Here is a 21,454-nt window from a genome sequence, read left to right as displayed (position 1 = left end):
GGCGGCGTGAGTTTCCTCATCAACCCGCGCGGCGCGCGCTCCAATGCGCTTCGGTTCCGCCCGGCACCTGGGCGGTGCCTTCCATGGCGTTCCCGTTCACGGTGCCGCGAAAGCGCAAGAAGCGCCCGGCGCTATCGACGAGGGTAAACTGAATCTTGTTGCCCTCGAGGATGGGATCGGCGACGTTGGGCGCGAGGCCCGAGCCCGTGACTTTTCCGGTGACCTTCTGGTAGGTCTGATCCAGGGTGAGCTCGAAAGCACCCGAGGGACCGGTCCCCTGCCAGCGACCCTGCACCTTCGCCGGCACGATCCACATGTACGCCGTGTATCCGTTCACAGTGGACGTTTCGTCCGGACCCCAGTCGCCCATGTTGAATGCATGCGAGACCACACGGGTGCCGGGTTTCATGTTGAGCAGCGTAGGGCGCAGCTTGATGTTGAGCGAGGAGAGCAGGTACATGGTGACGACGCTCGCCTGGCTGAAGTCTTCCTTGAACACATCGCCATGGACGAAGCTCGCACGCTCGCCCACGCCGGTGCGCTCGGCATTGGCACGCGACAACGCCACCATGTCGGCATTGAACTCGATGCCGAGCGCCTTGATTCCTCGCTTGGCAGCTGCGATCACGGTGCGGCCGTCGCCGGAGCCCAGGTCCACCAGGAAGTCCTTCGGCGTGACTTGCGCCATGTCGAGCATGCGCTCGACCAGGGAATTCGGCGTCGGAACCCAGATGACGTCCTTGCCCGGCTGTCCGACCTTCGGTTCGAAATCGGCTGCTACCGACTGCGGCAAGAGGAACAACGCGCACAGAACGAGAGGCAGTGCGAGAACGCGTTGCGGCATTGCTTCATCTCCTGCTTGGCGAAGGGGTGGCCGCAGCATACCCTCTTGCGGCACGCTGCGAAATAGCGGGAACAGCGCAGGCGCGGACTCGGCCCAGGAGACACCAGTGTTGAAGCTCGGCGACTTTTCCACCCTCACCTTCGATTGCTACGGCACCCTGATCGACTGGGAAACCGGTCTGTTGCACGCGCTCGCGCCGCTGCTTGCCCGCCACGGCCGCCGCCTCGACGAGGAGAGCATTCTGGTTGCTTTCGGTGAAGCGGAGTCCACAACGCAGGAACGCGCGCCGGGCAAGCTCTACCCGGAGATCCTCGGCGCTGCATTGGAGGCTCTGGCTGCACCATTCGGGATCGCGCTCGAGCCGGCGGATCGCAGCCGCTTTGGCGCTTCGGTCGGCGAATGGCCCGCGTTCGCCGACAGCGCACCGGCCCTTGTCTATCTCCAGCGCTACTACCGGCTGGTGATCCTGTCCAATGTCGATCGCGCTTCGTTCGCGCGCAGCCAATCGAGGCTCGGCGTCGAATTCGACCGCATCTTCACCGCGCAGGATATCGGCAGCTACAAGCCCGATCTGCGCAACTTCCGCTATATGCTGGACGAGCTCGGGCGCGATGGGATCGCGCCCCGCCAGGTGCTGCACGTCGCGCAGAGTCTTTTCCACGACCACGTGCCGGCGAAGCAGCTGGGACTCGCCACGGTATGGGTCAACCGGCGGGCCGGCAAGCCGGGCAGCGGGGCCACGCCGCCAGCGCAGGCACGGCCGGACTGGGAGGTGACGTCGCTGGCGGAGCTCGCGGATTTGCATCGCCGCGAACGATCGGAACCATGACACCATCTCGGCATGCACACCGCGGCATGCACACCGCGGCATGCACACCGCGGCATGCGCTTTGCGGCCATGGCAAGCGGGCGTTATCATCCGCGACGACCCTGGATATCCATCATGCACGTGTTCGGTTTCGCCGGCTTCTCGGGTAGCGGCAAGACGACGCTGATCGAGCAGCTCATTCCACTGTTCACCGGGCGCGGACTGCGCGTCGCGCTGATCAAGCACGCGCATCACACGTTCGATGTCGATCAGCCGGGGAAGGATTCCTATCGCCACCGCCACGCGGGTGCGCGCGAAGTCCTCATCAGCTCGTCGCGGCGCTGGGCGCTGATGCACGAGCTGCGCGGAGAAGCCGAGCCTTCGCTCGACGCGCTGATCGAGCGCATGTCGCCGTGCGATCTACTGCTGGTCGAGGGCTTCAAGCGGGCGGAAATACCCAAGCTCGAAGTGTTTCGCGAGGCGGTGGGCGAGTCGCCGCTGCATCCGCACGATTCGCAGATCGTCGCGGTCGCCACCGATACGCCGTTGCAGGCACCCATTCCGGTGCTCGATCTGAACCAGCCGGCGGCCATCTGCGAGTTCATCCTGAAGCAACTGGGGCTGCAATTGCACGTCGTACATGCCTCGGCGCAAGAAGTGAGCGGTCCGTGAACGTTCGCCTGCTTTATTTCGCGCGCTTGCGCGAAGCGTTCGGTATGCAGGCCGAGGATGTCGCGCTGCCCGAGGAAGTTCGCGATGTCGGCGCGCTGTCGCAGTGGCTGCGCACCCGCGGCGGCGCTTGGGCGGCCGAGCTCGGGCCCGGCCGCGCGTACCGCGTGGCGGTCGATCAGCAGATGGCCGGGGAAACCACCCGGCTGCACGAGGGCGCGGAAGTCGCGGTGTTTCCGCCGGTGACCGGGGGCTGAGCGTTGAGCGTGCGGGTCCAAAGCGAGGATTTCGACGCCGGCGCGGAGATCGCGCGCATGCGCCGGGGCAATCCGAAGATCGGCGCGGTCGCGGCCTTCGTCGGCGTCGTGCGCGACGTGAACGAAGGCGACTCGGTCGCAGGGATGACGCTGGAGCATTATCCGGGCATGACCGAGCGCTCCATCGAAGCCATCGTGACGCAAGCGCGCGCGCGTTGGCGGGTCCTCGATGCGCTCGTCATTCACCGTATCGGTGCGCTCGCTCCCACGGACCAGATCGTCCTTGTGGTGGTCGCTGCCCCGCACCGGGGGGACGCGTTTGCCGCCTGCGAATTCCTGATGGATTATCTCAAGACGCGCGCACCGTTCTGGAAGAAGGAACGCACGCCCGGCGGCAGCCGCTGGGTGGAAGCGCGCACGAGCGACGAAGAGGCGGCCGCCCGCTGGGAGCAGGCGGGGCGCTGACGTCCCTGCTGCCATGCAATCGCGTTTCCGGCTGCGTATCGGCAACGATCCCGAGTCTTCGCTGGGGCCGGGGAAGGTGGCGCTGCTGGAAGCGATCGAGGAAACAGGTTCCATATCGGCCGCCGGGCGCAAGCTCGGGATGTCGTACCGGCGCGCCTGGCTGCTGGTCGATGCGTTGAATCACGCCTTCAACCAGCCGCTCATCACCACCGCCACCGGGGGCAGGGAAGGCGGCGGTACGGCGTTGACGCCGGCCGGCGCCGATGTCGTGCGCCGCTATCGCAGGATCGAAGCGATGGCCACCGCGGCGACGGCAAAGGAGATCAACGCGCTGCAGAAGCTGATGCGCGGCTAGCCTGTACCGCTGGACTGATCGAGCACGAGGTTCGCATGAGGCGAAGGAAGGACGAACGGACGTGGTGACTGCGGCCGCCGTCGTCGGGGTCGGGGTGGGTGCTGCACTGGGTGCGTGGGTGCGCTGGGGCCTCGCAGCCGCGCTGAACGGCCGCTTCTTGCCTGAGCTGCCGCTCGGTACGCTCGCTGCCAATGTCATCGGCGGTTTTCTGATCGGGCTGGCGATGGAGTGGTTCGGCCGTCATGGCGGCTGGTCGGAGGAACTGCGCCTGTTCGTGGTGACGGGCTTTCTCGGCGCCTTGACGACCTTCTCGACCTTCTCCGCGGAAGTGGTCGCGGCGCTGCTGCGCGCGCACTACGGCTCGGCGCTGCTGATCGCTTCAGGCCATCTTGCCGGCTCGCTGCTCGCGACGGTGGCCGGAATTTTCTGCGTGCGCTGGCTCGCGGCATCCTGAGCCCGACGAAGAATTCGTGCCCGACCCCTTCGAAAGAAAATCGAGCCAGGCCCGAGCCTGGCCCCTTTTCCTGCATCGCCAGCGCCGCGAGCTTCAGTCGCGCCGATTGATCCGGTCGCGGGCGGCGAGGATCACTTCGCTCGCGGTCAGTCCGACGGGGCCGGTGCCGGCGCGAACGAGGTCGTCCGCGGCCGCACCATGCAAATAGACGGCCGCACGCAACGCGTTTGTCGCGCTATGCCCCTGAGCCAGGAAGGCACCGACCATGCCGGTGAGCACGTCGCCCTGGCCCGCGGAGGCAAGGCCCGGATTGCCGCTGGTGTTGATCCGGTAGCTCCGGTCCGGCGAAGCGCAGATGCTGCCGGCGCCCTTGAGCACGACCTCGCATTTCAGGCGAACAGCCAGAACGCGCGCCGCCTCGATGCGGTCGTTCTGCACCTGCGCGGTCGGACAGTTCAGCAACCGGGCCGCTTCCGCGGGATGCGGCGTGATGACCGTGGGCGCGGCGCGCCGGATGAATGCGCGCCGCATGATGGCTTCCTGCGCGAGCAGGTTGAGCGCGTCGGCATCGAACACTGCCGGCAGATTGGCCCGGATGGCGTTCTTGAGCAGTCCCTTGGCCGCGGCCGACTGTCCCAAGCCCGGCCCCACGGCGAGCGCGCTCAAGTGGTCCAGCTTGAGCACGGCGTCGGCTTGCCGCAGCATGAGCTCGGGTTGCATCGGATCGATCGATGGCGCCGCGCTATCGATCGATCCGACGTAGACGCGTCCCGTGCCCAGGTGCAATGCCGAGCGTCCGGCAAGCCATGCCGCGCCCACCATGCCGGCCGCGCCGCCGACGATGCCCAGGCTGCCGAACGTGCCCTTGTGGGAGTTGGCTTTACGCGGCGGCAGCATGGCCGCGAGGACCGATTCGTCCAGGACGCTGCCGGTGGTGGCGACCACGGCAGCTGCATCGACGTCGAGCGTTCGCAGGTGCACCGTGCCGCAGTGATCCACGCCGTCGTGGGTGAAAAGACCCGGCTTGAGCCCGATGAATGTCACCGTGTGGGCTGCGCGCACCGCCCGGCCCATGACACGGCCGGTATCCGCATCGAGCCCGCTCGGGATGTCGATCGACAACACCGGCAGGCCCAGCTCATTGATGAACGTGACCAGCTCGGCGGGCTTTTCGGCCAACTCGCGCGTGAGCCCGATGCCGAACAGGCCATCGATGACGAGGTCCCAGCGCCGATCGCTCGGCACCAGGTCGTGCACGTCGCCGCCGCCATCGCGCCACGTCTGCATGGCCGCGGCGGCATCGCCCGAGAGCTTGAACGGATCGCCCTGGAACACGACCGCGACGCGATACCACCACTGCTTCAGATAGCGTGCCGCGACGAAAGCATCGCCGCCGTTGTTGCCCGGACCGGCGAACACCAGCACCGATGCGCCCTGGTCGCCCATCAGGTCGCGTGCGAGCTCGGCGGTCGCACGGCCGGCTCGCTCCATCAGCGGTTCCGGGGCAGGCAGCGAAAGATAATGCTGTTCGACTGCCCGAATTTCGCGCGTGAGATAAAGCGCTCGGGGCTTGGCCTGTTCTCGGGGCATGATCTTGAAGGGCTCGCGTGCCTGGCGTAGGCGAGTTTAAACGTCCGCGCGGGTGCCTGGTGTAAAATCCAACATTTGCCGAGCGCCACACCGATGTCCGAATTGCTGAGGCTGCGCGGGCGTTGCGCCTTCTCCGCGTTTCGACTGGCCGGGTTGTTGCGCGCCAGCCAGGCGCGGGTACCGCGGCTGACAGCCTTGCATGCCGAGCATTGGCACTTCGTCTGCGCGGCGCGCGCGCTGCGTCCCGACGAGCGGGCACGCCTCGAACGCATCCTGACCTACGGACCCGCACGCGAGGCATCCGCCGAGCATGGCCGGAGTGAGGCATCCGCCGAGCATGGCCGGAGTGAGGCATCCGCCGAGCATGGCCAGATGCGCCTGGTGGTGCCGAGGCTCGGCACGGTCTCGCCCTGGTCTTCGAAAGCCGGCGACATCCTGCGCCAATGCGCGCTCGACGCGGTCGAGCGCATCGAACGGGGCACCGCATTTCACTTCGTCGGCGATGGTACTGCGCTGAGCGCGCGGGAGCTCGCCGCGCTCGACCCTGTGATCCACGACCGGATGACCCAGACGGTGCTGCCGGATCTCGATTGCGCGGGCGATCTTTTCCGCCACTTCGCGCCGCAGCCGCTTGCGCACATCGACTTGCTCGGAGGCGGCCGTGACGCCCTGGTGCGCGCGAACGCCGACTTCGGCCTGGCGCTCTCGGAGGACGAGGTCGACTACCTGCTCGATGCGTTCGCCGCCGCAGGGCGCAATCCCACCGATGTCGAGCTGATGATGTTCGCGCAAGCGAATTCCGAGCATTGCCGGCACAAGATCTTCAACGCGCACTGGACGATCGACGCGGTGGCGCAGCCCCACACGCTGTTCGACATGATTCGCAATTCCCATGCAGCGAATCCGCAAGGCACGGTGATCGCCTATGCCGACAACTCGGCCGTCATGCAGGGCGCGAGCCATCGGCGCTTCCATCCCGACGCCGACGGCCGCTACCGCTATGCCGAGGGGCTCGTGCATACCGTCATGAAAGTCGAGACGCACAACCACCCGACCGCGATTTCCCCGTATCCGGGCGCGGCGACCGGCTCGGGCGGCGAGATTCGCGACGAGGGCGCCACCGGCCGGGGCGCGAAGCCCAAGGCCGGACTGACCGGCTTCAGCGTCTCGCATCTGCGCATACCGGGCTTCGAGCAACCGTGGGAAGCGCTCGATTACGGCCGCCCGGCGCGGATCGCGTCGCCGCTGCAGATCATGCTCGAGGGACCGATCGGCGGTGCGGCATTCAACAACGAGTTCGGCCGCCCGAACCTGTGCGGCTATTTCCGCACCTTCGAGCTCGTGCTGGGCGCGCAAATGTGCGGCTACCACAAGCCGATCATGCTCGCGGGCGGACTGGGCAATATCGATGCCGCGCAATGCGCCAAACAGGCGTTTGCACCCGGTGCGCTGCTGATCCAGTTGGGCGGCCCCGGCATGCGGATCGGGTTGGGCGGCGGAGCGGCATCGAGCCTGCATGCGGGCACCAACACCGAGGCGCTCGACTACGATTCGGTCCAGCGCGACAACGCCGAGATCCAGCGCCGCGCGCAGGAGGTGATCGACCGCTGCTGGGCGCTCGGTGAACGCAATCCGATACTCTCGATTCACGACGTGGGTGCCGGCGGGCTTTCCAATGCGCTGCCCGAACTGGTGCATGGCGCCGGGCGCGGCGCGCTGCTGGATTTGCGCAACGTGCCCTCGGAAGAGCCGGGCATGTCGCCACTGCAGATCTGGTGCAACGAGGCGCAGGAGCGCTACGTTCTCGCCATCGATCCGGCCGCCCTGGCAGCGTTCCGTGCCATCTGCGAGCGCGAGCGCTGCCCGTTCGCGGTGCTCGGCACGGCAAGCGCCGACGAGCGACTGCGCGTGGACGATCCGCTATTCCAGCAAGCGGCGGTGGACATGGCGCTGAGCGTGCTCCTCGGCAAACCGCCGCGCATGCATCGCGACGTATCCCATCGCAGCGTTTCGCCGCCGCAGTTCGATTCGGGCTCGATCGAGTTGGAGGACGCGATCGAGAAAGTGCTGCGCTTTCCCGCAGTCGCCGACAAGACCTTCCTCGTGACCATCGCCGATCGCACGGTGGGCGGATTGTGCGTGCGCGACCCGATGGTGGGGCCGTGGCAGGTTCCGGTCGCAGACTGCGCCGTTACCGTGCTTGGGTTCGATACCTGTCGGGGCGAGGCGTTCGCGCTGGGCGAGCGCACGCCGCTCGCGGTGGCGAATGCCGCCGCCGCCGCCCGCATGGCAGTCGGCGAGGCGCTGACCAATATCGTTGCGGCCGGCGTCGAGCGTCTCGACCAGGTGAAGCTCTCCGCCAACTGGATGGCCGCAGCGGGTCATCCGGGAGAGGACGCGGCGCTGTACGATGCGGTGCATGCGATCGGCATGGAACTGTGTCCGCGGCTCGGCGTGAGCATACCGGTCGGCAAGGATTCGCTGTCGATGAAGGTGGCCTGGCGGCAGGACGGCGAAGACAAAGCGGTAGTTTCGCCGGTATCGCCGATCATTTCGGCGTTCGCGCCGCTTGCGGACGTGCGGCCGGCCTGCACGCCGCAGCTTCGCACCGATTGCGGCGACACGGTACTGGTGCTCATCGACCTCGGCTGCGGCAAGAACCGCCTCGGCGGCTCGGCGCTGGCCCAGGTCCATGGCGCCTTCGGCGGCCGGGTACCTGACTTGGACGACGCGGATCGCTTCAAGCACTTCTTCGAAATCGTCTCGGACAGCATACGCGAGGGCTTGATCCTCGCGTACCACGATCGCTCCGACGGTGGACTGATTGCGACCGTGTGCGAGATGATGTTCGCCGGGCATTGCGGCGTGCGCCTGCAATTGCCGCCGCTGGCCGGCAGTGCCCGTGTGCTCGAGATGCTCTTCAACGAGGAGCTGGGCGCGGTCTTCCAGGTGGAAGCCGCGCGCGAGGCCGACATCATCATGCGCTTCGTCGCGGCCGGTCTCGGCGCTTGCGTTCATCCCGTCGGCACGCCGAGCGCTACCGATACGCTCTCGATCGACTGCGGCGGCCAGGTCGTGTACGAGCGCACGCGCCCCGCGTTGAAGCGCATCTGGTCGGAGACGAGCTATCGCATGCAGGCGCTGCGCGATCATCCCGAGTGCGCGCAGGAAGAGTTCGATCGCGCTCTGGCAAACGACGATTCGGGCTTGCACGCGCGTCTCGACTACGATCCGGACGAGGACATTGCCGCCCCCTACATCAACCGCGGCGTCCGCCCGCGCGTCGCGATCCTGCGCGAGCAGGGCGTCAACGGACACATGGAGATGGCCGCGGCGTTCGATCGCGCAGGGTTCGAAGCGATCGACGTGCACATGAGCGACGTCATTGCGGGACGAGTGGCGCTCGCGGGTTTCCGCGGCCTGGCGGCTTGCGGCGGATTCTCCTATGGCGACGTGCTGGGGGCAGGCGAGGGCTGGGCCAAGTCGATCCTGTTCAATCCCAGGGCCCGCAGCGAATTCGAAGCGTTCTTCGCGCGCCCGGATGTGTTCGCCCTCGGCGTGTGCAATGGCTGCCAGATGTTCAGCAATCTGCACGAGATCGTCCCCGGCGCAGAGCACTGGCCGCACTTCGTGCGCAACCGCTCGGAGCAGTTCGAGGCGCGCCTGGTGGAAGTGGCGGTGCCCGAGTCGCCTTCCATCCTGTTCGCCGGCATGGCGGGGAGCCGCATGCCGATCGTGGTTTCGCACGGCGAGGGCTATGCCGAGTTCGGCTCTCTTGCGCAACTCGAGCGCGCCCGGGCGCTCGTGAGCCTGCGCTACGTCGACCATCACGGCGAAGCGGCGACGATCTATCCGTACAATCCCAACGGCTCGCCCGAGGGAATCACCGGGCTCACCACGCCCGATGGCCGCATCACCATCGTGATGCCGCACCCCGAACGCTCGTTCCGCGCGGTGCAGTTCTCATGGCACCCGCACGAGTGGCGGGAGGATTCACCCTGGATGCGGCTATTCCGCAACGCGCGGGTGTGGGTCGGTTGATGCCGGCTAACTGCCGGTGAAGGCGGGCTTGCGCTTCTCCATGAACGCGCGCCGGCCTTCGATGTAGTCCTGGCTGGCGAAGCAATCGGCGATGACCTTTTCGCACAGCGCGCGGTTTCTGTCCTGCGCGTCCTTCACGATTTCGTCGATCACGCGCTTGGACGCGATGATCGACAGCGGTGCGTTCGCGACCAGCGTGGCTGCGTACTTGTCGACGTGATCAGCCAGCGCGGAAGCCGCCATCACCTGATTGACCAATCCCACACGCAGAGCTTCGGGCGCGTTCAAGCGCCGTCCGCTGAACAAAATGTCCTTGGCCACCGATGGACCGACCAGGTGCACGAGCTGAGTCAGGCGCTCGGCGCCGTAGCCGATGCCGAGACGGGCTGCAGGAATGCCGAATTGCGAGTCCTCGGCACAGAAGCGCAGGTCGCAGTTGAGGGCGACCGCCAGGCCGCCTCCCAGGCAGTAGCCGCGGATCATGGCGATCGTCGGCTTGCCGACGCCGATCAAGGCGGTACGGAAGCGAGCCGACTTCCTGCTGTACTCGGCCATTTGCTCCGGGGTCGCGCGCTCGGCCTCGAAGCGCGAAATGTCGCCGCCGGAGACGAAGGCCTTGTCGCCGGCGCCGGAGAGGACGATCACGCGCACGTTCGCATCCTGGGCGAAATCCTCGATGGCGTCGGCCGCGGCGAGCGCCATATCGGGCGAGAGGGCGTTGCGCTTCTCCGGGTGGTTGAACACGAGCGAACCGATGCCGTCGCGCTTGGATGCAAGAATCTTGTCGTTTGTCATGACCGTCGCCCTTTGTGGTGGTGCTACTCGGAGATCTTCGCCTTCGCGCGCAGGTCCGCGACCAGCTTTTGCAGCGATTGCTGGCTCATCATCTGGACGAGCTGCTTCTTTGCCTCGTCGTAGGTCGGCACCTTGAGGGGACGCTCGTCCTGCAGCTGGATGACATGCCAGCCGAACTGGGTCTGCACCGGGGTCTTGGTGGTCTCGCCCTTCTTGAGCTTGGTGAGGGCTTCGGCAAAGGGTTTGACATAGCGTCCCGGCGGCGCCCAGTTCAAGTCACCGCCGTTGGCCTTCGAGCCCGTGTCGAGGGATTTCTCCGATGCGATCGCTTCGAACTTGGTGCCCTTGGCGAGCTGCGCGAGCGCATCCTTCGCTTCCTCTTCGGTCTTCACCAGGATGTGCCGGGCGCGATACTCCTTGTCGCCCTGCTGGGCCTTGATGCGTTCGTACTCGCTCTTGAGGGTAGCCTCGTTCGGCTGGTTCTTGCGCAGGTGATCCTGCAGGAATGCGGCCACCAGCACGCCCTGGCGCACCATTTCGAGCTGCAGCATGACCTGCTCGTTCTTGTCCAGCCCGCGCTTCACCGATTCCTGCTGCAGCACCTCGCGGTTGATGAGCTCCTGCTTGAGGAAGCTGCGCAGCTCCGGCGAATCCTCCTGTCCCTGGGCCACGCGTTCGCGCACCAGGATCTCCAGCCTCGCTTGCGAAATGGGCTTGCCGTTCACGGTGGCGATCGTTCCGTTCTGGGCTGGCGCCCCGGCCCCCTTGTCCTGCGCGGACACCGGCAGGGCGACGAGCATGGCTGCCAGCGGCATGCCGAGCAGCAGGGAGAAATACGTTTTCATCGACTTTCCTTTAGAGAATGGATTTCACAGCTCGCCGGGGGCGTAGGTGCGCAGGGCCAGCGCGTGGATCTCGCGCTGCATGAGGGGCCCGAGGGCCGTGTACACCATGCGATGGCGCTCGAGCCGCGACTTGCCGGCAAAGCGGGGCGAGACCACGGTCAGCTCGTAGTGGCCGCCGCCGCTGCGAGCTCCGGCGTGGCCGGCATGGCGCGCCGAATCGTCGATAAGCTCGATCGATTCCGGTTCGAGCTCCGCCAGCAAGTGCTCGATGGATTGGACGGTGGTCACGGGCCAACGGTTCGCCGCTGCAAGCCGGCGTACCTACAAAAGTTGCGGCCGGGTGCGGGGGGCACGAGGGCGTGGAGGGCAGCCGGCATCGCGGCAGGCATCAACCGGGTCCCTTGTCCTCGGCGTACTTGGTGAGCATCAGCGCCTGGCCCAGGACGAACAGCAGCATCAGGCCGGTGCCGCCGAAGAGCTTGAAATCGACCCAGGTATCGGTGGAAAAGCTGTACGCGACGTATAGGTTCAATACGCCCATCACGACGAAGAAACCGACCCAGCTCTGGTTGAGCCGCGTCCAGACCCGATCGGGCAGCGCGATCTGCGAACCCATCATCGCGCGGATCAGATTTTTGCCGAAACCGTGGGCGGCGATAAGCAGCGCCGCCCCGAACAACCAGTAGAGCACCGTGGGCTTCCACTTGATGAACGTCTCGTCGCGCAGCAACAGTGTCGCGCCGCCGAACACCACGATGATGGCAAAGCTCACCCACAACATCGGCTCGACCTTGCGGGTTCTCATCCAGACCCAGCCGATCTGGACGAAAGTGGCCGCTATGGCGACCGTGGTGGCGACGAAGATGTCGGCAAGCTTGTAGGCGGCAAAGAACAGGACGACAGGGAAGATATCGAACAGGAATTTCATGGCGCGGCATTATGACCGCTCACCGGAACGAACACAACCGAGCGGGGACTTCGGAAATGGCGCGATCAGCGCGGCCTTACTTGGGCGGTTCGAACTTCAGCGCCGCCGAATTGATGCAGTAGCGCCGGCCCGTAGGCGCCGGCCCATCTTCGAACACGTGACCCAGGTGGGCATCGCAAGTTGCGCAAAGCACTTCGGTGCGCTGCATGAGATGGCTGAAGTCGCCCTCGGTTCGGACCGCCGCGGGATCGAGCGGTTGCCAATAGCTCGGCCAGCCGCTGCCGGAGTCGAACTTTTCATTCGATCGGAACAGCGGCGTAGCGCAGCATACGCAGCGATAGATGCCCTCGGCGTGGTTGTCCCAATACTGGCCCGTGAATGCCGGCTCGGTGCCTTTGCGGCGCGTGACCTGGTATTGCTCCGGCGTCAATTGGGACTTCCACTCGGCTTCGGGTTTCTCGATCTTGGCCATCTCCGATCTCCTGTCGCGGGCTGGCGATCTCTGACGCGTGCCTTATGCGTCTCTGACGCGTGCCTTATGCGTCTCTGACGCGTTCGTGTCTCTGCGGCAACCTAAGAAAGACCCGCGAGCGGGCGGCAAGTTCGATCCGTAGCGCTAGCGGGAAGTGGCAGGCGAACCCGAACGTCGAGCGTCCCGGGTCCGCGCCCCGCCGCTTACGCGGCCAACAGCTCCCGCAGCACGTAAGGCAGGATGCCCCCATGCAGGTAGTAATCGACCTCGATGGGCGTGTCGATGCGCAGGCTCAAAGGCACGCTCTCGCTCGCTCCATTCTTGCGGCGGATGGTCATGATCACGTGCTGGCGCGGTGCGAGGCCCCCTTCGAGCCCGGTGAAATCGAATACTTCCGACCCGTCGAGCGCGAGCGACTGCGCACTGATGCCTTCCTTGAATTCGAGCGGCAGGATGCCCATGAACACCAGGTTGGCGCGGTGAATGCGCTCGAAGCTGCGCGCCACCACGACCTTGACGCCCAGCAGTTGCGGGCCCTTGGCCGCCCAGTCGCGCGAGGAGCCCTGACCGTACTCGTCGCCGCCGAACACCACCAGCGGCACGCCTTCCTGCTTGTACTTCATCGCCGCATCGTAGATGCTGATCTGCTCGCCGGAGGGTTGGTAGACCGTGACGCCGCCCTCGGTGCCCGGGACCATGAGGTTCTTGATGCGCACGTTGGCGAAGGTGCCACGCATCATCACTTCGTGGTTGCCGCGACGCGCGCCGTAGGTGTTGAAGTTCTCGATGCCCACCCCCTCCGACTGCAGGTATCTTCCGGCCGGTGCGCTCGGACGGATGCCGCCTGCGGGGCTGATGTGATCGGTGGTGATGGAATCGCCGAACGTCGCCAGCGTGCGCGCGTTCTTGACGTCGGCGGCCTTGCCCGACTCCATCGTGAAGCCGTCGAAGTAGGGCGGATAGCGCACGTAGGTGGACTTGGGATCCCATTGGAAGGTCGCGCCGGACGAGGTGGGGATTTCATCCCACATGGGGTTGCCTTCCTTGAAGGCCGAAAACACCTTCTTGAACATCTCGGGATCGGTGGCGTACTTCATCACCGCGGCCACTTCGGCAGTGGAGGGCCAGATGTCCTTCAGGTAGACCGGCTTCCCGTCCTTGCCGCTGCCGAGCGCATCCTTGGAGATGTCGATATTGACCGTGCCGGCGAGCGCGAAGGCGACGACCAGGGGCGGGCTGGCCAGGAAGTTGGCGCGGATCGCCTGGTGGATGCGCGCTTCGAAATTGCGGTTGCCGGACAGCACGGCCGCGCCCACGATGTCGTTCTTGGTGATGGCTTCCTCGATCGCCGGATCGAGCGGCCCGCTGTTGCCGATGCAAGTGGTGCAGCCGAATGCGACCACGTTGAAGCCGAGCTGGTCGAGGTAGGGCTGCAGGGCAGCGTCTTGCAGATACTTTTCGACCGCGCGCGAGCCCGGCCCCAAGGAGGTCTTTACCCGCGGATGCGGTTTCAAGCCCTTTTCCACGGCTTTCTTCGCCAGCAATCCGGCCGCGAGCAACACGCCCGGGTTGGAGGTGTTGGTGCACGAGGTGATGGCCGCAATCAGCACGTCGCCGTGGCCGATGTCGATGTCGGGCAGGTTGGTCTCGAAGCGCTCGTTCAACGCCGCCGCCGATTTGCCGTAACCGCCCTCGGCCATCGTCTTGCCCATCAGCTCCGCCAGCTTGCCTTTGAGCGCCGGCAGATCGAGCCGGTCGTGCGGGCGCCGCGGGCCCGACACGGCGGGCACCACGCTGCCCAGGTCGAGCTCGATCACCTCGCTGTAGTCGATCTCGCCCGGTTTCGGCATGCCGAACATGTTCTGCGCCTGGTAGTAGGCTTTGGCGAGCTCGGCTGCTTCACCGCGACCCGTGATGCGCAAGTACTCGCACGAGGTATCGTCGATGGGGAAGAAGCCGCAGGTCGCGCCGTATTCCGGCGCCATGTTGCCGATCGTGGCCCGGTCCGGGATGGTGAGGGAAGCCGCGCCATCGCCGAAGAACTCGACGAACTTCGCCACCACCTTCTTCTCGCGCAGCAGCTGCACGATGCGAAGCACCAGGTCGGTGGCCGTGACGCCATCCTGCAGCTTGCCCTTCAGGTGCACCCCGACCACGTCCGGCTGCAGGAAGTACATCGGCTGGCCGAGCATGGTCGCCTCGGCCTCGATGCCGCCCACGCCCCAGCCCAGCACACCCAGTCCGTTCACCATGGTGGTGTGCGAGTCGGTGCCCACCAGGGTATCGGGGTAGAACATGCCGTCGTTGTGCCAGACCACTTGTGATATGTATTCGAGGTTCACCTGGTGGCAGATGCCGTTGCCCGGCGGTACGGTGACGAAGGTCTTGAAGGCCTGCGCGCTCCATTTCAGGAACTGGTAGCGCTCCCGATTGCGCATGAACTCGATTTCCATGTTCTTGGTGAGCGCATCCGGCGAGGCGAAGTTGTCGACCTGCACCGAGTGATCGATGATGAGGTGCCCGGGGCACAGCGGCTCGATGATCTCGGGGTTCTTGCCCATCTTCTTGGCCGCTTCGCGCATGGCCGCGAAATCCACCACCAGCGGAACGCCCGTCATGTCCTGCAGCAGCACGCGCGCGACCACGAACGGAACCTCCGAGGTGCGATCGCCCCGTGGCGACCAGTTGGCGAGCTCGCGGACGTGCGCCTCGGTGATCTTGCGCCCGTCGAGGTTGCGCAGCGCCGACTCCAGCACGATGCGCAGCGAAATGGGCAGGCGCGAAATGTTGCCCACGCCCGCCTTTTCCAGAGCAGGCAGCGAGTGGTACTGACCGCTCTTGCCGGCGCCGAACTGGAACTGCTGCTGGGTGTTGAAAGGGTTGCTGCTCATCGGGGGCTCCTGTTCACGAATCGGGCCGCCCGAAGCGAGCCCGTAAGAGGTCTTGCACTGGCAACGCCGATTGCCCTGCGAGCTGCAGAGCCGGCCGGAATGCGGGAAACTTTGAGGATCAAGGTGTAAGCAATCGCGAAACCGGATGAGTATAGCAAACGGGCTCTCGACATTGTAGGCGCGCCGGGGCACGCAGGACATGCCCGATGCGCGTTTCGCGCCACCGATGGCGTTGTCTTTCCGGCAAATGCCGGGCGCTTCGGCCAACGCCTTGGCGCGCGCACGCCGCTTGCCCGCATCACGCACAGGGGCGAACCCTTGCGGTGAGCGCCTTACGACCGCTTCCCATTGTTGAGCGTTCGGTATTGGACGACAGTTCAGTACCGACCCGAGGTGCCCTTTCACCATGGCCACGATCATCACGCTCATTCCCGGCGACGGCATCGGTCCGGAAGTCACCGCGGCTGCGCGGGAGGTCGTGGACGCGGCCGGTGCGAACGTGCAGTGGGAGTGTGTCGATGCCGGCATGTCGAGCCTGGAACGCACCGGTGTCGCGGTGCCCGAAGCGGTCTACGAGTCGGTTCTGCGCAACCGGGTGGCTTTGAAAGGACCGATGGGCAACACCTTCGGCGGCGATTTTCGCGTCACGCGCAAGGCGCGCCGCGCCCACGGCCGCATCGAGGAGCGCAGCTATCCCGGGCCGACGATCGCTTTGCGGGGCGAGCTGGAGCTGTTCGCCAACGTCCGGCCGGCGAAGAGCTTCGAGGGCATCGCCTCGCGTTATCGTGACATCGACCTGGTGCTCTTTCGCGAGAACAGCGAGGACTTGTACCTCGGGCTCGAACGCATGGCCGACGAGAACACGGCCGAGGCCGTAAAACGCATCACGCGCTCGGGCAGCGAGCGGATGGCGTGTTTCGTCGCCGATTACATGCAACGCACCGGACGGCGGCGGGTGACGATCGGCCACAAGTCCAATGTGCTGAAGTTGACCGACGGCCTGTTCCTCGATGCCTGCAAGGAGACGCTGGCGAACTATCCGGCGATCGCGGTGGATAGCCGCGTGGTCGATGCGCTTTGCATGGAGCTCGTGATGCGGCCCGAGCGCTTCGACTGCCTGCTGCTGCCCAATCTCTACGGCGATATCCTGTCCGATCTCACGGCCGGCCTGGTGGGCGGGCTGGGTGTGGCGCCGGGCGCGAACATCGGCGCCGACTGCGCCGTGTTCGAGGCCGTGCACGGCTGCGCGCCCGACCTCGCCGGGCAGGACCGGGCCAATCCGTGCTCGCTCATTCTTTCGGCGGCGATGATGCTGCGCTACATCGGCGAGGACGAGGCTGCGCGACGCATCGAAGCAGCGCTCCGCTCTGTGCTGCGCGCAGGCACGCCGGTGACGCGCGACCTGGGCGGTTCAGCGCGCACCAGCGAGATGACCGCGGCGATCGTGCTGCGGCTGGGCTGATCGCGTTCAGTCAGGATGAGACGCCACCATGTTGCGCGCCCAGTCGAGCACGACCGCCAGGCGCGGCGGCAGCACGTCCTCGGCAGCGTCGAAGCTCACCCAACGGAACTCATCGTGCTCGGGACGCCCCAGCTCCTCGGAGATCGACAGCACGACCGGATCGGACGCCGACTCCGCGATGTAGTAGCGCGCGACCTTGCGGCCCGCATACGGCAGCGTCTCCTTGTACGCCTCGCCCCAGTTGAAACGCAGATCCCCAAGCGAGGTTTCTTCCCACACTTCGCGTTGAGCCGCCTCGCGCGGTGCTTCATCGCCTTCGACCAGGCCTTTGGGAAAGTCCCAGTTGCGGTAGGCGCGCAATACGAGGCAGCGCCAGCCATCCGGAAAGCGCCGCATGACGACCACCCCGGCGGAGAGCGGCGGCAGCAGATCGTTCGGGATCGAAATATTCCGCGCCATGTGGGACCTCCTGCAACTGATCCGGTGATCGGGGGTGGCCGCAGCGTGCTCGAAAACAGGCGATGCGAACGAGACGCCCTCGGCGTTATAAGATGCGAGTGCGGCGTTCGCAACACCCTGGTTCGAAAACCGCCTGGATTGCAGGCGGCTTTACTGCTTGACGATCGGAGGCTCGATGAAACTCTACACCACCAAGAACTCGGGCAACGGCTACAAGGTCGCGCTGCTGCTGTCGATGCTGAAGCATCCCTACGAAACCGTCATCGTCGATTTTCCCAACGGCGAGCACAAGCGCAAGCCCTTCACCGACCTCAATCCGCGCTCGCAAGTGCCGGTCCTCGAGGACGAGGGGCGCGTGCTTTGGGACTCGAGCGCGTGCCTGATCTATATCGCGCGCAAGTATGGCGGCGAGCCATGGCTGCCGAACGATCCGGGCGAGATGGGCGAGATCATGCAGTGGATCGCGCTGGCGCTGAACGAGATCCAGTTCGGGCTGCAATACGCGCGCGGAATCGTGCGAGGGATCCGGACGGGTCACTACGAGGAGGGCGCCGAGGTGGGACGCAAAGGGCTGGGCGTGCTCGAGGGACGCCTGCACGGGAACGAGTGGCTGGCGCTGGGACGCCCCACGATTGCCGACATCGCCTGCTACCCGTACACGGCGCGCGCAGCCGAAGGCAACATCGCCCTCGACCCCTATCCTGCGGTGCAGGCCTGGGTGAAGCGCTTCGAAGCGCTGCCGGGCTACTTCAAGGTCGGCTGAACCGTTTCGAAAGAACCGCGCCCAGGCGTCATTTCCGGCGCCGCGGCAGGGCGCACTCGGGCGGGCGAGATCGAAGATCGCGCCACGCCGCGACCGCAGAAAACGAGCTAGCAGGTTTGCGTGCCCCATGAAAAAGAAGAAGTACGAAGCACTGGTGGAACCGCTGCAGTTGGAGCTCAACAATGTGGCTCGCTGGCTGCAGCATACGGGCAAGCGCATGGTGATCGTGTTCGAGGGCCGCGATACGGCGGGCAAGGGCGGCTGCATCAACGCGATTGCCGAACGGCTCAATCCGCGCCAGGTGCATGTCGCGGCGCTGGCCAGCCCGAGCGAGCGCGAGCGCACGCAGTGGTACTTCCAGCGCTACGTCGCGCACCTTCCTGCCGCTGGCGAGTGGGTCATGTTCGACCGCAGCTGGTACAACCGCGCGGGTGTGGAAAAGGTAATGGGCTTTTGCAGCGACGCCGCGTATGCGCTGTTCCTGCAACAGGCGCCGGTATTCGAGCGCATGCTGGTGGAGGACGGTATCCTGCTCTTCAAGTATTGGCTCGCGGTGGACCAGGATGAGCAGGAGGCGCGCTTCGCCGAGCGCGCGCAGGATCCGTTGAAGCGCTGGAAGCTGTCGCCGATCGACCTGAAGGCGAGGCAGGTGTATGCCGAGTACGGGCGCGCGCGCGATGCGATGCTGCGTGCGAGCCACAGCCGTCACGCGCCATGGCATATCGTCGAGTTCAACGACCAGCGCCGCGGGCGCTTGAATCTCATCCGCCATCTGCTCGAGCATGTGCCGGACGTGGCCCTGGAGGCCGAGCCGCTGGAGCTTCCGCCGCTCGGGCACAAGCCTCTGAAGGAGCGGTACACGGCGAAGCCGAAACCGATTCCGCCGTACTACTGAGCCGTGCGTGCCCGCTCCGTGCATGCGGGCGAGGGGAGTCGTGCTACGGGCTCGCCTCGGATTGTCCGGGAAGCACCGCCCATTCCGGCTCCTCGAACTCGCCGAGGAGCGTCGTCTCGCAGTTTCTTGCGTGCTTCTCGAGGATGGCCCGCACGGTGACGTCGCGCCGATCGTCCTTCGCATCGCGATGCGCCTTGGAGTCCCAGTGCGCGATGGCGAGCAGCGTATCCGGCGCGCCGATCTTGCGGTGCAGGTAGGTGCCTCGAGCGCCCGGCGTGCGCTGGATGACCCGGCTCGCCTCGACCCACGCAGCGGCGTATTCCTCGACCGTGTAGCCGGGCTTCATACGGACTTCGAAGATGAACTTCATGGCGGCTTGCCCGAAAAATGGAAAAGGAAGACGGAAAAGGCGAAGGGCCTCCCGCCCTTGGCAGGCGGAAAGCCCCTCACCCTTTTCGCGAGATCTTGTTTCTAGCCGACGTGCTTGCGCAGGAACTCCAAACTGCGGCTCTTGGCGAGCTTGGATGCGTCGGCGTTGTACGAGCCGCGCTGGTCGCAGTTGAAGCCGTGGCCGGCGGGGTAGAAGAAGTGCTGCTGATCCTTGTGCGCCGCCGCGACTTCCTTCGCCTTGTCCAGCGGGATCGACTGGTCGGTCTCGCCCCAGTGGAACATCACCGGAACCTTGGGCTTCTCGCCGATCAGGCCGGGGATGCCGCCGCCATAGTAGGCGATCGCACCGGAAAGGCCGTCGACGCTGGAGGCCGATTTCCACGACACGGTGCCGCCCCAGCAGTAGCCGACGATGCCCACCTTGCCGGCCGACTTGACGTCGGCCAGGGCGGCGGCCACGTCCTTGATCGCGTCGTCGAGCTTCATCTTCTGCATGGCGGCGCGGCCGACCTCGATGTCCGGCGGGGTGTAGCCGATGTCCAGACCCGGCTGCACGCGGTCGAACATGGCCGGCGCGATCGCGAGGTAGCCTTCGCTGGCATAGTCGTCGGCGACTGCGCGGATGTGCGAATTGACGCCGAAGATCTCCATGATCACGATCAGGGCGCCGCGCGGCTTCCCGGCGGGCTCGGCGCGGTATGCCGAGAACTTGTGGCCGTCGGCCGCGGTGAGTTCGATCGTCTTGCCCATTGCATTCTCCTTTTCCGTTGGTCAATCGCGAGCGATGTCGCTCGCCCTCAGGCGCGGCGAGGGCGGCCGGGGCCGTTCGCCGCACGCCATGGCAGTGCTGCAGCCGGCGCATTTTTCTTACGCCGGCAGTTCCGCATTGCAGCCGGCGCATTTTTCTTACGCCGGCAGTTCCGCATTGCAGCCGGCGCATTTTTCTTACGCCGGCAGTTCCAGATCGGCAATGGCCGCCGCCAGGAAGCGTCCCGCTTCGCCGCCGGTCACGCAGCGGTGATCGAACGTGAGCGAAAGCGGCAATACGCGGTGGACCACGGGTTGCCGAGCGCGCGCCACCACTTCGTCGCGCACGCGTCCGGCGCCCAGGATCGCGACCGTCGGCGGCACCACCACCGGCGAAGCGTAGCGACCTGCGATGGTGCCATAGTTGGACAGCGTGATCGTGTTGCCGCGCAGATCTTCCGGGGGCACCCGGCGGGCCTGCGTATCCGCGATCAGTCGCTGCAGCGCAGGTGCCAATTGTTCCGGCGCCATGGTGTCCGCGTTGCGCAGCACAGGCACGAACAGGCCATCCGGCGTATCGACCGCCAAACCGAGATCGACTTTCCGGATGATGTGGCGGCCGATCGTCTTGCTATCGTACCACGCGTTCAAACCCGGTTCGGCGCGTGCGCCCGCAATCAAGGCACGCACGAGCCGCAGCAAAATGCGCGTGCCGGGCGCCCAGGCTTCGATGTCGGCATCGTCCATGAGGGTCGCGCCGGCGACTTCCGCGTGCGCCAGCGTCATCGCCTGCGCCATGAAGCGGCGCGTGCCGCGCAGCACCTCCTGCGGTCCGATCTCGGCCAGGATGCGCGCGGCACGATTCACATCGGCGGCTGTGAGGAGCCCGTCGGCGCCGGTCGGGGTGACCATGGCCAGGTCGACGTTGAGCTTGCGCGCGAGCGCACGCACGGCAGGCGTCGCCTTGATGCCCGCGGTCGGAACCGGTGCGATGTTCTGTTCCGCGATAACCTGGCCGGTGGACTCCACCTTGCCGACCACCGTGGTGCTTTCCTGCTGCGCCTCCTCGCCCTCGAAGCCGACCAGCGGGGCGCCGAGGTGCGCGATGTCGCCCGGCTTGCCGAACAGCCGCGTGACCTTGCCGGCGTAAGGTGCGGGGATATCGACCAGCGCCTTGGCGGTTTCGACCGAGACCATCGGCTGGTCGGCCTTCACTTGGTCGCCGACCGCGACGTGCCACTGCACGATCTCCGCTTCCTGCAAGCCTTCGCCGAGGTCGGGCAACTTGAAGATCCTCATCGCTTCGATCCTTAGGTCGAAATCG

Annotated in this window: 22 protein-coding genes; 10 read left to right on the top strand and 12 right to left on the bottom strand. The window is 65.9% G+C overall.

From position 1 onward, the window contains the following. Nucleotides 1-19 precede the first annotated feature (19 nt). Nucleotides 20-844 carry a methyltransferase domain-containing protein gene (locus tag GEV05_01110; GenBank protein MPZ42003.1) on the bottom strand — a complete coding sequence of 275 codons (825 nt, stop codon included), beginning with the start codon at nucleotides 842-844 and terminating at the stop codon, nucleotides 20-22. 109 nt (nucleotides 845-953) lie between these two features. Here GEV05_01110 and GEV05_01105 point away from each other — a divergent pair, with 109 nt between their 5' ends. From GEV05_01105 to crcB, 6 genes are all read left to right on the top strand, one after another. Beyond that, on the top strand, nucleotides 954-1,673 hold the full coding sequence (locus tag GEV05_01105; GenBank protein MPZ42002.1) for a haloacid dehalogenase type II: 720 nt from the start codon (nucleotides 954-956) through the stop codon (nucleotides 1,671-1,673). A gap of 114 nt (nucleotides 1,674-1,787) precedes the next feature. After that, nucleotides 1,788-2,324: a molybdopterin-guanine dinucleotide biosynthesis protein B gene (gene mobB, locus GEV05_01100; protein ID MPZ42001.1), complete on the top strand. Its 537-nt coding sequence runs from the start codon at nucleotides 1,788-1,790 to the stop codon at nucleotides 2,322-2,324. After that, nucleotides 2,321-2,578 carry a molybdopterin converting factor subunit 1 gene (gene moaD / locus GEV05_01095; protein ID MPZ42000.1) on the top strand — a complete coding sequence of 86 codons (258 nt, stop codon included), beginning with the start codon at nucleotides 2,321-2,323 and terminating at the stop codon, nucleotides 2,576-2,578. The genes mobB and moaD overlap by 4 nt, the downstream gene beginning before the upstream one ends. A 3-nt stretch (nucleotides 2,579-2,581) precedes the next feature. Beyond that, on the top strand, nucleotides 2,582-3,043 hold the full coding sequence (gene moaE / locus GEV05_01090; protein ID MPZ41999.1) for a molybdopterin synthase catalytic subunit MoaE: 462 nt from the start codon (nucleotides 2,582-2,584) through the stop codon (nucleotides 3,041-3,043). Nucleotides 3,044-3,056: 13 nt separating this feature from the next. Further along, on the top strand, nucleotides 3,057-3,398 hold the full coding sequence (locus GEV05_01085; GenBank protein ID MPZ41998.1) for a LysR family transcriptional regulator: 342 nt from the start codon (nucleotides 3,057-3,059) through the stop codon (nucleotides 3,396-3,398). A 64-nt stretch (nucleotides 3,399-3,462) separates the two neighbouring features. Then, nucleotides 3,463-3,852, top strand: coding sequence for a fluoride efflux transporter CrcB (gene crcB / locus GEV05_01080; GenBank protein MPZ41997.1), 390 nt, complete (start codon nucleotides 3,463-3,465; stop codon nucleotides 3,850-3,852). Nucleotides 3,853-3,945: 93 nt separating this feature from the next. Here the strand turns inward: crcB and GEV05_01075 are convergent, their stop codons facing one another. Beyond that, nucleotides 3,946-5,442: an NAD(P)H-hydrate dehydratase gene (locus tag GEV05_01075; protein MPZ41996.1), complete on the bottom strand. Its 1,497-nt coding sequence runs from the start codon at nucleotides 5,440-5,442 to the stop codon at nucleotides 3,946-3,948. Nucleotides 5,443-5,544: 102 nt separating this feature from the next. On the opposite strand from GEV05_01075, the gene purL reads away from it, so the two are divergent. Further along, complete coding sequence (gene purL, locus GEV05_01070; protein ID MPZ41995.1) at nucleotides 5,545-9,483, top strand: phosphoribosylformylglycinamidine synthase; 3,939 nt, start codon at nucleotides 5,545-5,547, stop codon at nucleotides 9,481-9,483. Between the two features lie 6 nt (nucleotides 9,484-9,489). On the opposite strand, the gene GEV05_01065 is transcribed toward purL, so the two are convergent. From GEV05_01065 to acnA, 6 genes are all read right to left on the bottom strand, one after another. Next, nucleotides 9,490-10,278 (bottom strand): enoyl-CoA hydratase, encoded by a 789-nt coding sequence (locus GEV05_01065; GenBank protein ID MPZ41994.1) that lies wholly within the window; start codon nucleotides 10,276-10,278, stop codon nucleotides 9,490-9,492. A 23-nt stretch (nucleotides 10,279-10,301) separates the two neighbouring features. Beyond that, on the bottom strand, nucleotides 10,302-11,123 hold the full coding sequence (locus tag GEV05_01060; GenBank protein MPZ41993.1) for a peptidylprolyl isomerase: 822 nt from the start codon (nucleotides 11,121-11,123) through the stop codon (nucleotides 10,302-10,304). A 24-nt stretch (nucleotides 11,124-11,147) separates the two neighbouring features. Next, nucleotides 11,148-11,411, bottom strand: coding sequence for a BolA/IbaG family iron-sulfur metabolism protein (locus GEV05_01055; GenBank protein ID MPZ41992.1), 264 nt, complete (start codon nucleotides 11,409-11,411; stop codon nucleotides 11,148-11,150). Nucleotides 11,412-11,511: 100 nt separating this feature from the next. Further along, entirely contained in the window at nucleotides 11,512-12,051 is a 540-nt protein-coding gene (locus GEV05_01050; protein ID MPZ41991.1) for a septation protein A, read from the bottom strand. A 76-nt stretch (nucleotides 12,052-12,127) separates the two neighbouring features. After that, nucleotides 12,128-12,523, bottom strand: coding sequence for a peptide-methionine (R)-S-oxide reductase MsrB (gene msrB / locus GEV05_01045; protein MPZ41990.1), 396 nt, complete (start codon nucleotides 12,521-12,523; stop codon nucleotides 12,128-12,130). 203 nt (nucleotides 12,524-12,726) lie between these two features. Then, nucleotides 12,727-15,414, bottom strand: a complete 2,688-nt coding sequence (acnA, locus tag GEV05_01040; GenBank protein MPZ41989.1) for an aconitate hydratase AcnA — start codon at nucleotides 15,412-15,414, stop codon at nucleotides 12,727-12,729. A 406-nt stretch (nucleotides 15,415-15,820) separates the two neighbouring features. Here acnA and GEV05_01035 point away from each other — a divergent pair, with 406 nt between their 5' ends. Beyond that, nucleotides 15,821-16,876, top strand: coding sequence for an NAD-dependent isocitrate dehydrogenase (locus GEV05_01035; protein ID MPZ41988.1), 1,056 nt, complete (start codon nucleotides 15,821-15,823; stop codon nucleotides 16,874-16,876). Between the two features lie 6 nt (nucleotides 16,877-16,882). Here GEV05_01035 and GEV05_01030 read toward each other — a convergent pair whose 3' ends face one another. Then, complete coding sequence (locus tag GEV05_01030) at nucleotides 16,883-17,335, bottom strand: NUDIX domain-containing protein (GenBank protein MPZ41987.1); 453 nt, start codon at nucleotides 17,333-17,335, stop codon at nucleotides 16,883-16,885. Nucleotides 17,336-17,510: 175 nt separating this feature from the next. On the opposite strand from GEV05_01030, the gene GEV05_01025 reads away from it, so the two are divergent. Together GEV05_01025 and ppk2 are read left to right on the top strand one after the other, a co-directional pair. Beyond that, nucleotides 17,511-18,098 (top strand): glutathione S-transferase, encoded by a 588-nt coding sequence (locus GEV05_01025; protein MPZ41986.1) that lies wholly within the window; start codon nucleotides 17,511-17,513, stop codon nucleotides 18,096-18,098. 127 nt (nucleotides 18,099-18,225) lie between these two features. After that, on the top strand, nucleotides 18,226-18,993 hold the full coding sequence (gene ppk2 / locus GEV05_01020; protein MPZ41985.1) for a polyphosphate kinase 2: 768 nt from the start codon (nucleotides 18,226-18,228) through the stop codon (nucleotides 18,991-18,993). 43 nt (nucleotides 18,994-19,036) lie between these two features. On the opposite strand, the gene GEV05_01015 is transcribed toward ppk2, so the two are convergent. From GEV05_01015 to GEV05_01005, 3 genes are all read right to left on the bottom strand, one after another. Beyond that, on the bottom strand, nucleotides 19,037-19,363 hold the full coding sequence (locus GEV05_01015) for an antibiotic biosynthesis monooxygenase (protein ID MPZ41984.1): 327 nt from the start codon (nucleotides 19,361-19,363) through the stop codon (nucleotides 19,037-19,039). Nucleotides 19,364-19,464: 101 nt separating this feature from the next. Then, on the bottom strand, nucleotides 19,465-20,133 hold the full coding sequence (locus GEV05_01010) for a dienelactone hydrolase family protein (protein MPZ41983.1): 669 nt from the start codon (nucleotides 20,131-20,133) through the stop codon (nucleotides 19,465-19,467). A gap of 195 nt (nucleotides 20,134-20,328) precedes the next feature. Beyond that, nucleotides 20,329-21,429, bottom strand: coding sequence for a 2-oxo acid dehydrogenase subunit E2 (locus GEV05_01005; GenBank protein ID MPZ41982.1), 1,101 nt, complete (start codon nucleotides 21,427-21,429; stop codon nucleotides 20,329-20,331). Nucleotides 21,430-21,454: the final 25 nt, after the last annotated feature.

Source organism: Betaproteobacteria bacterium (assembly GCA_009377585.1).
Lineage (GTDB): Bacteria > Pseudomonadota > Gammaproteobacteria > Burkholderiales > WYBJ01 > WYBJ01.
Note: the sequence above shows the minus strand (reverse complement) of the source record. Positions and strands in the feature narration are given on the sequence as shown.

What these genes read in the sequence shown, in the direction of transcription:
- GEV05_01035 (MPZ41988.1), top strand. Translation starts at nt 15,821, where the DNA reads ATGGCCACGATCATCACGCTCATTCCCGGCGACGGCATCGGTCCGGAA.
- GEV05_01025 (MPZ41986.1), top strand. Translation starts at nt 17,511, where the DNA reads ATGAAACTCTACACCACCAAGAACTCGGGCAACGGCTACAAGGTCGCG.
- GEV05_01030 (MPZ41987.1), bottom strand. Translation starts at nt 17,335, where the DNA reads ATGGCGCGGAATATTTCGATCCCGAACGATCTGCTGCCGCCGCTCTCC.
- GEV05_01005 (MPZ41982.1), bottom strand. Translation starts at nt 21,429, where the DNA reads ATGAGGATCTTCAAGTTGCCCGACCTCGGCGAAGGCTTGCAGGAAGCG.
- GEV05_01010 (MPZ41983.1), bottom strand. Translation starts at nt 20,133, where the DNA reads ATGGGCAAGACGATCGAACTCACCGCGGCCGACGGCCACAAGTTCTCG.
- GEV05_01085 (MPZ41998.1), top strand. Translation starts at nt 3,057, where the DNA reads ATGCAATCGCGTTTCCGGCTGCGTATCGGCAACGATCCCGAGTCTTCG.
- GEV05_01050 (MPZ41991.1), bottom strand. Translation starts at nt 12,051, where the DNA reads ATGAAATTCCTGTTCGATATCTTCCCTGTCGTCCTGTTCTTTGCCGCC.
- msrB (MPZ41990.1), bottom strand. Translation starts at nt 12,523, where the DNA reads ATGGCCAAGATCGAGAAACCCGAAGCCGAGTGGAAGTCCCAATTGACG.
- ppk2 (MPZ41985.1), top strand. Translation starts at nt 18,226, where the DNA reads ATGAAAAAGAAGAAGTACGAAGCACTGGTGGAACCGCTGCAGTTGGAG.
- GEV05_01075 (MPZ41996.1), bottom strand. Translation starts at nt 5,442, where the DNA reads ATGCCCCGAGAACAGGCCAAGCCCCGAGCGCTTTATCTCACGCGCGAA.
- GEV05_01060 (MPZ41993.1), bottom strand. Translation starts at nt 11,123, where the DNA reads ATGAAAACGTATTTCTCCCTGCTGCTCGGCATGCCGCTGGCAGCCATG.
- acnA (MPZ41989.1), bottom strand. Translation starts at nt 15,414, where the DNA reads ATGAGCAGCAACCCTTTCAACACCCAGCAGCAGTTCCAGTTCGGCGCC.
- GEV05_01065 (MPZ41994.1), bottom strand. Translation starts at nt 10,278, where the DNA reads ATGACAAACGACAAGATTCTTGCATCCAAGCGCGACGGCATCGGTTCG.
- GEV05_01015 (MPZ41984.1), bottom strand. Translation starts at nt 19,363, where the DNA reads ATGAAGTTCATCTTCGAAGTCCGTATGAAGCCCGGCTACACGGTCGAG.
- mobB (MPZ42001.1), top strand. Translation starts at nt 1,788, where the DNA reads ATGCACGTGTTCGGTTTCGCCGGCTTCTCGGGTAGCGGCAAGACGACG.
- GEV05_01110 (MPZ42003.1), bottom strand. Translation starts at nt 844, where the DNA reads ATGCCGCAACGCGTTCTCGCACTGCCTCTCGTTCTGTGCGCGTTGTTC.